We start from the raw sequence: 13,495 nt of genomic DNA, 5'->3' as shown, positions 1-13,495 counted from the left end.
GTCACGCAGCCTCGTATCGCGACACCGTGAACGGTGCCTTGGTGCCGGTGGTTTCCGTGTAGAAACGCAGCAGCAGGTTTTTCGCTGCCAACGCGCGGTATTCGGCGGTGGCGCGCATGTCGGTCAGAGGGGTGAAGTCCTCGGCATATCTTGCCATTGCCGCCTCCACCGTAGCCTCGCTCCAAGGCTGGCCGACAAGCGCCTTTTCCACCACGCTGGCACGCTTCGGCGTCGCCGCCATGCCGCCATAGGCGATGCGCACACCCGCCACCGTGCCATCCTTGGCGACCTTCAGCCAGAAGGCGCCGAGCGTGGCGGTGATGTCCTCGTCGCGGCGCTTGGTGACCTTGTAGACGGCGAAGTGATCGCCCTTGTCGGGCACCGGCACATGCACCGCCTCGACGAATTCGCCAGGGGCACGGTCCTGCTTGCCATAGGCAATGAAGAAATCCTCGAGCGATATCGTCCGCCGCGCCTTGCCCTTGCGCAGCGTGAGCCGAGCGCCGAGCGCGATCAGCGGCGGCGGCGTGTCGCCGATGGGCGAGCCATTGGCGATGTTCCCGCCAATGGTGCCCATGTTGCGCACCTGCTGGCCGCCGATGCGGTCGATCAGCGGCCCGAGTGCGGGGATGCGCTTCGACAGCATCTCGAACGCCTCGGTGTAGGTGACGCCTGCGCCGATTGTTATGACGCCCTTGTCCTCGTCGAGGGAATGCAGGCCATCGATGTTGGCGATGAACACGGCCGGCGAGATGTTGCGCATGTGCTTGGTGACCCACAGGCCGACATCGGTCGAGCCGGCAACCACGGTTGCGGTCGGTTCTGCCTCGAGCACGTCGGCGAGGTCATCTACTGTGGCCGGGATGACGAAGCGGTCCTTGCCCTCGCCGACCTCGACGCGAGTGCCGTCCTTGAACGCTTCGAGGCGGGCGGTGATCGCCTTGCGCTCGACCAGCAGCGGATCCTTGGCCACCTTGCCGTAGTCGGAGATGGCGCGCGCCGCGCGCATGATCGCCTCGTAGCCGGTGCAGCGGCACAGATTGCCCTGCAGCGCTTTCTCGATCGCCTCGTCCGACGGCACGGGCGAACCCATCCACAGGCCATAGAGCGACATCACGAAGCCCGGCGTGCAGAAGCCGCATTGCGAGCCATGGAAGTCGACCATCGCCTGCTGCACCGGGTGCAGCTTGCCGGCCTCCCCGGCCAGATGCTCGACGGTAACGACATGGCAGCCGTCGAGCGACGCCACGAAGCGAATGCAGGCGTTGACGCTTTCATAGACCAGCTTGCCGGCGGAAAGCCGGCCGACGAGCACCGTGCAGGCTCCGCAGTCGCCTTCGGCGCAACCTTCCTTGGTGCCGCGCAGCGTCCGGCGCAGGCGCAGATGGTCGAGCAGCGTCTCGTCGGGCGCGACCTCCGACAGCCTCACGTCCTCGCCGTTGAGGATGAAGCGAATATGGTTGCGTGTCTTGACCGTCGCCATGGCTCAGCTGCCCCTGTAGGTGGAATAGCTGTAGGGAGAGATCAACAGCGGCACATGATAGTGCGTCCGCTCGGCCATGCCAAAGCGGATCGGCACGATGTCGAGGAAAGCCGGCTTCGCCAGCTCTGTGCCCTGGCGGCGTAGATAGTCGCCGGCCGCGAAGACGAGTTCGTATTCGCCGGTCAGGAATTCATCGCCGGCGAGCAGCGGCGCGTCGCAGCGGCCGTCGGAATTGGTCACGACCTTCTTCAGCAGCGTCCGCACATCGCCCTCGATACGGAACAGCGAAATCGACAGCCCCTCGGCAGGCTTGCCGGATGCAGTGTCAAGGACATGGGTGGTGAGGCGTCCGCCTTCGGCCTTTGTCATTCGCTCTCCCTACTGGCGACATGCGCCATCATCTTGGATTTTGCGCCATTTAAGGCCATTGCATAAGGTGCGGTCGAGAACACCGCTACAAAAAGACTTTCAAAATTTTTCGAGGGAATGTCTGCCGCTCCTTTCGCTATCCTGCTCAAGTGGCAGTAATCGACCGCTTTCGAGGGATCATGCGTTACGTAAGAGACATGCGCGGCTATGGCGCGAACCCACCAGACCCGAAATGGCCGGGCGGCGCCAACGTCTGCGTTCAATTCGTGGTCAACTACGAAGAGGGCGGCGAAAACAACGTCCTGCACGGCGATGCCGCTTCGGAAGCCTTCCTGTCCGAGGTCGTGGGCGCGGCCCCATGGCCGGGCAAGCGTCACTGGAACATGGAATCGATCTACGAATACGGCGCCCGCGCCGGCTTCTGGCGGCTCCACCGCATGTTCACCGAAGCCAATGCGCCGGTGACCGTCTATGGCGTCGCCTCGGCCCTCGCCCGCTCACCCGACCATGTCGCGGCGATGCAGGACGCCGGCTGGGAAGTCGCCTCGCACGGCCTGCGCTGGATCGACTACCGCGATCACGCGGAAGCTGACGAACGCGCTGACCTTGTCGAAGCGATCCGCCTGCACACCGAAGTCGTCGGCGAGCGCCCCACCGGCCTCTATCTCGGCCGCACCTCGGTCTATTCGGTGCGCCTCGCGGCGGCCGAAGGCGGTTTCGACTGGATCTCCGACACCTATGACGACGAGTTGCCCTACTGGCTCGACCATGACGGCCACGGCAACGCGATACCACCGCAACTGGTCATCCCCTACACGCTCGACGCCAACGACATGCGTTTTGCGACCGCCCAAGGGTTCAACTCGGGCGACCAGTTCTACGCCTATCTCAAGGACAGCTTCGACACGCTCTACCGCGAGGGTGCTGCCGGCCGGCCGCGCATGATGAGCATCGGCCTGCACTGCCGCCTCGTCGGCCGCCCCGGCCGCGCCGAGGCGCTGCGCCGCTTCATCGAATATGTCCAGGGCCACGACAAGGTCTGGATCGCCCGCCGCGCTGACATCGCCAGGCACTGGCGCGACAACCATCCATACCAGCCGCAGGCGCTGCGCCCCTCGCGCATGGAGCGCCAGGAGTTCGTCCAGCGCTTCGGCTCGATCTTCGAGCATTCGCCGTGGATCGCCGAACGCGCCTTCGAATTCGAGCTCGGACCGGCGCATGACAGCGCCGGCGGCCTGCACAACGCGCTGTGCCGCGCCTTCCGCTCGGCCAGCGAAACAGAGCGGCTCGGCGTGCTGACCGCCCACCCCGACCTCGCCGGCAAGCTGGCCCAGGCCAAGCGCCTGACCGAAGAGTCGACCAGGGAACAGGCCTCTGCCGGCCTCGACGCGCTGACCGACGCCGAGCGCGCCCGCTTCACCGAGCTCAATGCCACCTATGTCGAGAAATTCGGCTTCCCCTTCATCATCGCCGTGCGCGACAATGACAAGGCAAGCATCTTCAAGGCATTCGAGACCCGCATCGCCAACAGCCGCGACCAGGAATTCGCCACCGCCTGCAAGCAGGTGGAACGCATCGCCTGGTATCGCCTCAACGACCTCCTGCCCCGTTAAGAACAATGACAAAACGCTCCTACTACGCGCCGAAAGGCGGCCTGCCTCCCCAGACGGACCTGATCACCGATCGCGCCGTCTTCACCGAAGCCTATGCGGTGATTCCGAAGCGCGAGTTCTCGGACATCGTCACCAGCTTCCTGCCGCACTGGGACAAGACGCGGCTGTGGGTCATCGCCCGCCCGCTGTCGGGCTTCGCCGAGACCTTCTCGCAATACATCATGGAAGTGCAGCCGGGCGGCGGCAGCGAGCGGCCTGAGCCGGACGCCGGCGCCGAAGGCGTGTTCTTCGTCGTCGAAGGCGAAGTGACCGTGACGATCGCCGGCAAGAGCCATGTGCTGACCCCGGGCGGCTATGCCTACCTGCCGCCGGCCAGCGGCTGGACGATGCGCAATGCAGGCTCGGAGACCGCGCGTTTCCACTGGGTCCGCAAGGCCTATGAATATGTCGACGGCCTCGACGCGCCCGATCCGCTGTTCCTCAACGACAACGACATCGAGCCGAACGCGATGCCGGACACGGACGGCAGGTGGGCGACCACCCGCTTCGTCGACCCCAACGACCTGCGCCACGACATGCATGTCACCGTCGTCACCTTCGAGCCCGGCGGCATCATCCCGTTCCCGGAAACCCACGTCATGGAGCACGGCCTCTACGTGCTCGAAGGCAAGGCGGTCTACCGGCTGAACAACGACTGGGTCGAGGTCGAGGCCGGCGACTTCATGTGGTTGCGCGCCTTCTGCCCGCAGGCCTGCTATGCCGGCGGTCCCGGCAAGTTCCGCTACCTGCTCTACAAGGACGTCAACCGCCACATGCAGCTCGGCGCCTTCAACGCCACGCACCGTCGCTGAGGACAAGCCATGTCGGGTGAAATGAAACGGATCGTCGCCAGGCCCCTGACGCGCGAGAACTTCGCCGAATTCGGCGAGGTGATCGACACCAACTGCGACACCCACTACCCGATCAACGCAGGCAAATGCGAGCGCTACCATGCGCTCGCCCGCGCCGAGGCGGCAGGCCCCGACGGCCACGTCATCATCAACATCTTCAAGGGCACGCCCTATCCGTTCCCGCTGAAGCTCTCGATGGTCGAGCGCCACCCCTTCGGCAGCCAGGCCTTCATTCCGCTGTCGCCGCGGCCCTATCTCGTCGTCGTCTGCCACGACATCGGCGATGGACCGGGCGAGCCGCACGCCTTCGTCACCGCGCCCGGCCAGGGCGTCAACTATCCACGCAATCTCTGGCACGGCGTGCTGACGCCTATCGGCGAGGACCAGGATTTCGTCGTCGTCGACCGCGGCGGCACCGGCCCCAATCTCGAAGAATTCCACTTCTCGCACCCATACGAAATCGTCCTCCCGGAAGGCTGCTGAGCGAATGGCCGAACTCTCCCTGATCGAACGCCTGTTCGACGTCATCGAACACGACATCGTGCCCAAGACGGCCGAAGGCGTGACCAGGGGCAACAAGCTGTTCGGCGCGGCACTGCTCGCCAAGGACGACCGTTCGCTGGTGCTGGCCGAGACCAACAACGAGCTCGAAAACCCGCTCTGGCATGGCGAGATGCATTGCCTGAAGCGCTTCTACGAGATGCCCAAGGCAACCCGTGCGGATACGAAGGACCTGATCTTCCTGTCGACCCACGAGCCCTGCTCGCTGTGCCTGTCGGCCATCACCTGGGCCGGCTTCGACAATTTCTACTATCTCTTCAGCCACGAGGATTCGCGCGACAGCTTCGCCATCCCGCACGACCTCAAGATCCTGAAGGAGGTCTTCACGCTGGAGCCCGGCGGCTACAACGCCGAGAACGCCTACTGGAAGAGCTTTTCCCTGCGCAAGCTGGTGCGCGACCTGCCTGAGGCCGACCGCAAGCGGCTGGAAGAGCGCCTGGCGAAAATCTCCAAGCTCTACGACGACATGTCCGGCACCTACCAGGCCAGCAAGGGCGACAACGACATCCCGTTGAACTAGTTCAGCGCCTGGCCGCCTTGGCATAGACCTCAAGGCGGTCCCGCCGGCCCACGGCGATGACCAATATCACAAGCCGGCCGTCCTCTACCTCATAGACGAGGCGATAGCCGGCACTGCGCAGCTTGATCTTGTAGCGATCCTTGGCGCCGTGCAGCTTGGCTGAGGGAACGCGCGGCGTGTCGCAACGCTCCTTCAGCTTCTTACGGAACTGCTCGCGCGTGTTGGCGTCGAGCGCCTTCCATTCCTTCAGTGCAGTTTCGAGGAACTCGACCTCATAAGGCATCGAGATCGACCCGAATGCGCTTTTCGCCCTTGCGGGCGTCGGCAAGCGCATTGAGTTCGATATCCTCCAGCCGTTCCATCATCGCCTCGAAAGCCTTGGCCGGCACGCAATAGAAGGCCGGTTCGTTGCGGTTGAGGATAGCGACGGGGAAGCCTTCGCCTGCGGCCACGGTGCCCATCGGATTCTTCTTCAGCTCCGAGACGCTGGCTGTCACTTCGGCAAGGACGGTGTTCGGCATTTTTCATGGCCTCGATTATGGATCTATAAATAGTACCTTTAACAGGTCTTTTCAATCCGCTGTGCCCAGAGCCCGTCGATGACGTTTCCACGCTAGCCAGCGGCGGCACCGGCGTGCACAAATAGCGAAGCACAAGACTGGAATGCCAATGAAAACCGTCACCGAGTTTCCGCGCGACATCGTCGAGTTTCCCGATATGGGCATCGTCATGCCCGACGGCACGCGGCTGTCGGCGCGGGTGTGGATGCCGGCTGACGCCGACCAGGACCCGGTGCCGGCCATCCTCGAGCACCTGCCCTACCGCAAGCGCGACGGCACCACGACACGCGACTGCCTGACCCATCCCTATTTCGCCGGCCACGGCTATGCCTCGATCCGCGTCGACATGCGCGGCAACGGCGATTCCGAGGGCCTGATGGCGGACGAATACACCGGCCAGGAGTGGCAGGACGCCTGCGACGTCATCGCCTGGGCCGCAGCCCAGCCCTGGTGCAACGGCAAGGTCGGCATGATGGGCATCTCCTGGGGCGGCTTCAACGGCCTCCAGGTCGCGGCCCTCCAGCCCAGGGCGCTGAAAGCGGTCATCACGCTGTGCTCGACCGACGACCGCTATGCCGACGACATCCACTACAAGGGCGGCCTGTTGCTCAACGAAAACATGGGCTGGGGCGCAACCATGCTGTCCTACTCCTCCCGTCCGCCGGATCCGGCACTCGTCGGCGACGCCTGGCGCGACATGTGGCTCGACCGGCTCGAACACGAGCCCTTCCTGCCGGCCGTCTGGCTGAAGCACCAGCGCCGCGATGCCTATTGGAAGCGCGGCTCGGTCAACGAGGATTATTCCGCCATCAAGGCCGCGGTGCTCGCCATCGGCGGCTGGGGCGATTCCTACAAGAACACCGTCGCGCGGCTGGTCGGCAACCTCAAGGCGCCGGTCAAGGGCATTGCCGGACCATGGGTCCACAAGTACCCGCACTTCGCCGTACCCAAGCCGGCCATCGGCTTCCTGCAGGAGGCGCTGCGCTGGTGGGACCATTGGCTCAAGGGCAAGGAAACCGGCGTCGAGGACGACCCGGCGATGCGGCTCTACGTCATGGATTCCGAACCGCCGCGCGAATGGTATCTCGAACGCGCCGGCCGCTGGATTGCGGAACGGCAATGGCCCTCGCCTGACATCGCCACCCGCACCTTGGCGTTCGGCGCGAACGGCACCCTGGCCGAAAACGCCACGCTCGACCGTCCCGTATCGATCGCCTCGCCGCAGGACTGCGGCATGGACGGCGGCGAATATTGCGCCATCTGGCTCGGGCCGGAACTGCCCGGCGACCAGCGCGCCGACGACGCCAAGTCGGCCTGCTTCGACGGCGCAGTGCTCGACGCCCCGCTCGACATCGTCGGCAGCCCGCTGATCCGCCTGAAGCTCGCCGCCGACCGCAAGCAGGCGATGGTCGCCGTGCGCCTGTGCGACGTCCAGCCGGACGGCGCCTCGACCCGCATCACCTATGGCGTGCTCAATCTCTGCCACCGCAACAGCCACGAATTCCCCCAGGACGTGGTGCCGGGCGAGACGATGGAGATCGCGTTCAAGCTCGATGACATCGCCTACCGCGTCGCGCCAGGCAACCGGCTGCGCGTCTCCGTCTCGTCGACCTACTGGCCGCTCGTCTGGCCGTCGCCGGACGAGCTGACGCTCACGATCCACGGCGGCTCGATCGAGCTGCCGGTGCGCCCCTCGGGCGAAGGCGACGAATGGAGCTTCGAGGAACCGGAGGGTGCTGCGCCCTGGCAGATCGAGACGCTGCGCGAGGACAGCCACGTCCGCAAGGTCGAACGCGTGGACGGCAAGGTGACGCTGCGCATCGTCGACGACTTCGGCGAGACCCGCGATCTCGACCATGGTCTGGCGGTCGGCGAGGTCGCTCGGGAGACGTGGACAATCGACCCCGCAGACCCGTTGTCGGCCCATGGCGAGACCCACTGGACGCAGACTTTGTCGAGAAACGACTGGGCTGTCCGAACCGAAGCCTTCACCACGATGCGCTCCGACAGCCAAAACTTCCATCTCACCGGCCGGATCGAGGCCTATGAAGGCGGCAGCTTGGTTTTCGAGCGCGATTTCGCCGAAACCATCGCCCGCGACCACATCTGAAGCGAAAGGCCCTTGTACCAAAAGCGACATGTCGATTGCGCCACATGATGTCGCATTCGGCCTTGCCGATGCCCTTACGTTACGGTCAATATTGCCACCAGAAGTCGAGCAATAACGACCGCCAGAGTGAGGAGCCTTTCCAATGTCGAATGAACTGGAATATCTGAGCCGCCGAGTCGCTGCGGGCAAAATGAACCGCCGTGACTTCCTGGGCCGCGCCGCGGCCCTGGGTGTCGCGGCAACTTTCGCGAATTCGTTGCTGGCCAGCGCCGCCAAGGCCGAAGGCCCCGTCAAGGGCGGCATCCTTCGCGCCGGCATGCAGGGTGGTGCTGCCACCGACAGCCTCGACCCGGCCTCGTGGTCGAGCCAGGTTCCCTATTTCTTCGGCCGCCAGTGGGCCGAGCAGCTGGTGCAGATCTCGCCGGAGGGCGAGCCCAAGCCGGCGCTGGCCGAGGAGTGGGGCGCATCCGACGACGCCAAGTCCTGGACCTTCAAGATCCGCAAGGGCGTGCAGTTCCACAACGGCCAGGAGATGACCCCCGCCGACGTCGTGGCGACCATCGAACGCCATTCCGACGAGAAGGCGAAGTCCGGCGCCCTCGGCCTGATGGGCGGCATCGCCTCGGTCAAGGCCGACGGCCAGAACGTCGTTTTCGAGCTCAAGGAGGCCAACGCCGACCTGCCCTTCCTGCTTGACGACTATCATCTGATGATCCAGCCCAATGGCGGCAAGGACAAGCCCGACGCCGGCATCGGCACCGGGCCTTACAAGATCACGGTCAACGAGGCCGGTGTACGCCTCGGCGGCGAAAAGTTCGCCAACTACTGGCGTGACGACCGCGGCTTCGCCGACCAGATCGAGATCATCGTCATCAACGACGCCACGGCCCGCACCTCTGCGTTGCAGGGCGGCCAGGTTGACATCATCAACCGCGTCGAGCCGAAGATCGTCGAACTGATCAAGCGCGTTCCCGGTGTCGTCATCCGCAACGTCGCCGGCCGCGGCCACTATGTCTTCATCGCCCACTGCAACACCGCACCCTTCGACAACAACGACCTCAGGCTGGCGCTGAAATACGCGCTCGACCGCGAGGAGATGCTGCAGAAGATCCTGATGGGCTACGGCTCGGTCGGCAACGACACGCCGATCAACAAGGCCTATCCGCTGTTCACCGAGATGGAGCAGCGCAAGTACGATCCGGAAAAGGCAGCCTTCCACTACAAGAAGTCGGGCCATTCCGGCTCGGTGCTGCTGCGCACCTCCGACGTCGCCTTCCCCGGCGCTGTCGATGCTGCCCAGCTCTACCAGCAGAGCGCGGCCAAGGCCGGCATCACGCTCGAGGTCAAGCGCGAGCCGGGCGACGGCTACTGGTCCGAGGTCTGGAACAAGCAGCCCTTCTCGGCATCCTACTGGGGCGGCCGCCCGACCCAGGACCAGATGTATTCGACCGCCTACTATTCCAAGGCCGAATGGAACGACACGCGTTTCCAGCGCGAGGACTTCGACAAGATGCTGTTCACGGCTCGCTCCGAGCTCGACAACGACAAGCGCAAGAAGCTCTACGCCGACATGGGCCAGATCGTGCGCGACGAGGGTGGCGTCATCACCCCGATGTTCAACGACTTCATCGACGCAACCAGCGCCAAGGTCGGCGGCTGGGTCGATGACGGCAACCAGGAAATGATGGGCGGCTACGCGCTGTCGAAGTGCTGGCTGAACGCCTGACAAGGGCGTTGAGCACATGTCCAATCCAATCCTGAAACTGATCGCCCAGCGCATTGCGCTGGGCCTTCTCCTGCTTCTGGCCGTTTCGGTCCTGATCTTCGCCGGCACCCAGATCCTGCCCGGCGATGTCGCCCAATCCATCCTCGGCCAGTCGGCCACGCCCCAGGCGCTTGCCAATCTGCGCGAGGAGCTGGGGCTCAACGACCCCGCCATCGTTCGCTATTTCAGGTGGCTCGCCGGCGTCCTCACCGGTGACCTCGGCACGGCACTGTCGAGCCGGCAGGACATCGCCGCCTCGATCGGCGGTCGCCTCTGGAACACCCTGTTCCTCGCCTTCTGGGCAGCCGTCGTTTCCGTCCCGCTGGCGATCGTCCTCGGCCTGCTGGCCGTGCGCTACCGCAATGGCTGGATCGACAAGTCGATCTCCGGCCTGGCGCTGGCATCGACCTCGCTGCCCGAATTCTTCATCGGCTACCTCCTGGTCTATTTCTTCGCCGTGAAGCTGCAGTGGTTCCCCGGCATCTCCACCGTCTATGACGGCATGCCGTTCCTCGAACGCATGAAGGCGATCGCCCTGCCGGCGACCGCGCTGACGCTGGTGGTGCTGGCCCACATGATGCGCATGACCCGCGCGGCCATCCTCAACGTCATGCAGTCGGCCTATATCGAGACGGCCGAACTCAAGGGGCTGTCGCCCTTCGACATCATCCGCAAGCACGCCTTCCCCAATGCCATCGCGCCGATCATCAACGTCGTCATGCTCAACCTCGCCTTCCTCATCGTCGGCGTGGTCGTGATCGAGGTGATCTTCGTCTATCCCGGCATGGGGCAATATCTGGTCGACCATGTGGCCAAGCGCGACGTGCCGGTGGTCCAGGCCGTGGGGCTGATCTTCGCAGCGGTTTATATCGGCCTCAACATCATCGCCGACATTGCCGCCATCGTCGCCAATCCACGCCTCCGGCATCCGAAGTGAGGGGCGCGCCATGCTTGACCTGAAACGCATCCCCATCGGCGCCTGGATCGGCCTGATCCTGACGACGCTGTTCCTCATCGCGGCGATCTTCGCGCCGCTGATCGCACCATATGGCCTCGGCGAGATCGTCGGCGACGTCTGGGCGCCTGCCTCCGGCCAGTTCCTGCTCGGCACCGACAATCTCGGCCGCGATCTGCTTTCGCGCATGATCTACGGCGCGCGCACGACGATCTTCATCGCTGTCATGGCCACCGCATTGTCGTTTTCGCTCGGCGCGATCCTGGGCTTTACCGCCGCCGTCGTCGGCGGCTGGTTCGATACGGGCATGTCGCGCTTCGTCGATCTCCTGATGGCGATCCCGACGCTGATCTTCGCGCTCGTCGTGCTGTCGGTGCTGCCCTCGACCTTGCTGACCCTGATCCTCGTCATGGGCATCCTCGACGCCACCCGTGTCTACCGCCTGTCGCGGGCGGTCGCCGTTGACATCAACGTCATGGATTTCGTCGAAGCGGCCAAGCTGCGCGGCGAAGGCAAGGGCTGGATCATCTTCCGAGAGATCCTGCCCAACGCGCTGTCGCCGCTGGTCTCCGAACTCGGCCTGCGCTTCATCTATGCCGTGCTGTTCCTGTCGGCGCTGTCCTTCCTCGGCCTCGGCGTCCAGCCGCCGGACGCCGACTGGGGCGGCATGGTCAAGGAAAACAAGGACGGCATCGTCTTCGGCATCCCGGCAGCCCTGATCCCTGCCGCCGCGATCGCAGCCCTTGCGATCTCGGTCAACCTCGTTGCCGACTGGGTGCTCAACCGCACCACCGATCTCAAGGGAGGGCGTGGCAATGGCTAAGGCACCCAGGAACGGCTCCAGCCCGCTGCTCGACATCCGCAACCTCAGGATCGAGGCCAGGGTCTATCCGCCCGGCGAAGCGCCGCGCACCATCACCTTGGTGCACGACGTGTCGCTGTCGCTGGAAAAGGGCAAGGTGCTTGGGCTTATCGGCGAATCCGGCGCCGGCAAGTCGACCATCGGCCTGTCGTCGATGGCCTATGGCCGCGGCGGCGTGAAGATCACCGGCGGCGAGGTCCTGCTCAACGGCCGCGACATCCTGAAGGGCGGCACCCAGGGCGTGCGCGCCCTGCGCGGCCGCGAGGTCTGCTATGTCGCCCAATCGGCGGCAGCCGCCTTCAACCCTGCCCATCGCCTGATGGACCAGGTCGTGGAAGCCTCGATCCTGCATGGCGTGGCGACCCGCGAGGAAGCCGAAAGGCGGGCAGTGGCGCTGTTCAGGAAGCTCAGCCTTCCCGATCCGGAGAACATTGGCCAGCGCTTCCCGCACCAGGTCTCGGGCGGGCAGTTGCAGCGCGTCATGACCGCCATGGCGCTGTGCTCCGAGCCCGACCTGATCGTCTTCGACGAGCCGACGACCGCTCTCGACGTCACCACCCAGATCGACGTGCTCGCCGCCATCAAGGAAGCGATCCGCGACACCGGCGTCGCCGCCCTCTACATCAGCCACGACCTCGCCGTCGTCGCCCAGGTCTCGGACGAGATCATGGTGCTGCGCCATGGCCGGCTGGTCGAATGGGGCGGCACGCGCCAGATCATCAAGGAGCCTCGGCAGGAGTACACCTCGGCGCTGGTCTCGGTGCACGAGATCGAGCACCAGGAGAAGCAGCCGGGCGCGAGCCCGTTCCTCTCGGTCCGCAACATCACTGCCGCCTATGGCGGCGGCAAGATCAAGGTGCTGAAGAACGTCTCGGTCGACATCCTGCCCGGCCAGACGCTCGCCGTGGTCGGCGAGTCCGGCTCCGGCAAGTCGACGCTGGCGCGCGCCATCACCGGCCTGTTGCCGCCCGAAGAGGGCAGCATCACCTTCGCCGGGCGCACGCTGTCCAATCGCCTCTCCGACCGCAGCCGCGACGACCTGCGCGAGTTGCAGATGATCTACCAGATGGCCGACGTGGCGATGAACCCGCGCCAGACCGTCGGCACCATCATCGGCCGCCCGCTCGAGTTCTATTTCGGCATGGGCGGACGTGAGCGCGATGCCAAGGTCGCCGAGCTGCTCGACAAGATCGAGATGGGGCGCGGCTTCATCGACCGCTATCCGGCCGAGCTTTCCGGCGGCCAGAAGCAGCGCGTCTGCATTGCGCGTGCGCTGGCAGCCAAGCCCAGGCTGATCATCTGCGACGAGGTGACGAGCGCGCTCGACCCGCTGGTCGCCAACGGCATCCTCAAGCTGCTCCTCGGCCTGCAGGCCGAAGAAGGCGTCGCCTATTTGTTCATCACCCACGACCTGGCGACGGTGAAGTCCATCGCCGACTCCATCGCCGTGATGTATCGCGGCGAGGTGGTGCGCTACGGGCCGAAGTCGGAGGTGCTGAAACCGCCTTTCGACGCCTACACCGACCTGCTGCTGTCGTCGGTGCCGGAAATGGAGATCGGCTGGCTGGAAAAGGCCATCGGAGGGCGCCGGATGGCAAGCGCGGGGAACTGAGTTCTGGCCTTTGAGTGTGGTGCGGGAGGATATCAACCCCTTATTCCATTCCTTCGCCCCCCTTCTGGCCTGCCGGCCATCTCCCCCACAAGGAGGGAGATCACGCCTTCATCGAGTCGTGGCCAAGCGCCAACGCCGCAAGATATGCCCTCTGCAAAACGAGCAGGTTAGGCACCGCCGGCGGAGCGACTAATC

13 protein-coding genes are annotated in these 13,495 nt (G+C 64.9%); 9 read left to right on the top strand and 4 right to left on the bottom strand.

The features are described 5' to 3' along the window. Nucleotide 1: 1 nt before the first annotated feature. Together xdhA and uraH are read right to left on the bottom strand one after the other, a co-directional pair. On the bottom strand, nucleotides 2-1,483 hold the full coding sequence (xdhA, locus tag GGR00_RS22920) for a xanthine dehydrogenase small subunit (RefSeq protein WP_184701352.1): 1,482 nt from the start codon (nucleotides 1,481-1,483) through the stop codon (nucleotides 2-4). A 3-nt stretch (nucleotides 1,484-1,486) separates the two neighbouring features. Beyond that, nucleotides 1,487-1,852, bottom strand: a complete 366-nt coding sequence (gene uraH / locus GGR00_RS22915) for a hydroxyisourate hydrolase (protein ID WP_184701350.1) — start codon at nucleotides 1,850-1,852, stop codon at nucleotides 1,487-1,489. Between the two features lie 179 nt (nucleotides 1,853-2,031). Between uraH and puuE the strand changes: the two genes are divergently transcribed. Genes puuE through GGR00_RS22895 form a run of 4 tightly spaced genes read left to right on the top strand, consistent with a single transcriptional unit; the run spans nucleotide 2,032 to nucleotide 5,436 of the window. Next, on the top strand, nucleotides 2,032-3,465 hold the full coding sequence (gene puuE, locus GGR00_RS22910) for an allantoinase PuuE (RefSeq protein ID WP_055980011.1): 1,434 nt from the start codon (nucleotides 2,032-2,034) through the stop codon (nucleotides 3,463-3,465). 5 nt (nucleotides 3,466-3,470) lie between these two features. Further along, entirely contained in the window at nucleotides 3,471-4,316 is an 846-nt protein-coding gene (locus GGR00_RS22905) for a bifunctional allantoicase/(S)-ureidoglycine aminohydrolase (protein ID WP_055980014.1), read from the top strand. Between the two features lie 21 nt (nucleotides 4,317-4,337). Continuing rightward, the gene (locus tag GGR00_RS22900) at nucleotides 4,338-4,838 is read left to right on the top strand and encodes an ureidoglycolate lyase (protein ID WP_055980318.1); all 501 of its coding nucleotides are present in this window, start codon (nucleotides 4,338-4,340) and stop codon (nucleotides 4,836-4,838) included. A gap of 4 nt (nucleotides 4,839-4,842) precedes the next feature. Next, nucleotides 4,843-5,436 (top strand): nucleoside deaminase, encoded by a 594-nt coding sequence (locus tag GGR00_RS22895; protein ID WP_184701348.1) that lies wholly within the window; start codon nucleotides 4,843-4,845, stop codon nucleotides 5,434-5,436. A gap of 1 nt (nucleotide 5,437) precedes the next feature. Here GGR00_RS22895 and GGR00_RS22890 read toward each other — a convergent pair whose 3' ends face one another. Together GGR00_RS22890 and GGR00_RS22885 are read right to left on the bottom strand one after the other, a co-directional pair. Next, nucleotides 5,438-5,719, bottom strand: coding sequence for a type II toxin-antitoxin system RelE family toxin (locus GGR00_RS22890; RefSeq protein WP_055980020.1), 282 nt, complete (start codon nucleotides 5,717-5,719; stop codon nucleotides 5,438-5,440). Next, a complete protein-coding gene (locus GGR00_RS22885) occupies nucleotides 5,709-5,957 on the bottom strand; it encodes a type II toxin-antitoxin system Phd/YefM family antitoxin (RefSeq protein ID WP_055980024.1) in 249 nt (82 codons plus the stop codon). Before GGR00_RS22885 ends, GGR00_RS22890 begins: the two co-directional genes overlap by 11 nt. Nucleotides 5,958-6,105: 148 nt before the next feature. Between GGR00_RS22885 and GGR00_RS22880 the strand changes: the two genes are divergently transcribed. From GGR00_RS22880 to GGR00_RS22860, 5 genes are all read left to right on the top strand, one after another. Continuing rightward, complete coding sequence (locus tag GGR00_RS22880; RefSeq protein ID WP_184701345.1) at nucleotides 6,106-8,106, top strand: CocE/NonD family hydrolase; 2,001 nt, start codon at nucleotides 6,106-6,108, stop codon at nucleotides 8,104-8,106. A 142-nt stretch (nucleotides 8,107-8,248) separates the two neighbouring features. Further along, nucleotides 8,249-9,832: an ABC transporter substrate-binding protein gene (locus tag GGR00_RS22875; protein ID WP_055980030.1), complete on the top strand. Its 1,584-nt coding sequence runs from the start codon at nucleotides 8,249-8,251 to the stop codon at nucleotides 9,830-9,832. Between the two features lie 16 nt (nucleotides 9,833-9,848). Then, nucleotides 9,849-10,808, top strand: coding sequence for an ABC transporter permease (locus GGR00_RS22870; RefSeq protein WP_184701343.1), 960 nt, complete (start codon nucleotides 9,849-9,851; stop codon nucleotides 10,806-10,808). Nucleotides 10,809-10,818: 10 nt separating this feature from the next. Beyond that, nucleotides 10,819-11,649 carry an ABC transporter permease gene (locus GGR00_RS22865; protein WP_055980037.1) on the top strand — a complete coding sequence of 277 codons (831 nt, stop codon included), beginning with the start codon at nucleotides 10,819-10,821 and terminating at the stop codon, nucleotides 11,647-11,649. Further along, the gene (locus GGR00_RS22860) at nucleotides 11,642-13,300 is read left to right on the top strand and encodes an ABC transporter ATP-binding protein (protein ID WP_184701341.1); all 1,659 of its coding nucleotides are present in this window, start codon (nucleotides 11,642-11,644) and stop codon (nucleotides 13,298-13,300) included. The genes GGR00_RS22865 and GGR00_RS22860 overlap by 8 nt, the downstream gene beginning before the upstream one ends. Nucleotides 13,301-13,495 lie beyond the last annotated feature (195 nt).

Origin of the sequence: Aminobacter aganoensis, assembly GCF_014206975.1 — a bacterium.
Lineage (GTDB): Bacteria > Pseudomonadota > Alphaproteobacteria > Rhizobiales > Rhizobiaceae > Aminobacter > Aminobacter aganoensis.
This window is presented reverse-complemented; position numbering and strand designations above follow the sequence as displayed.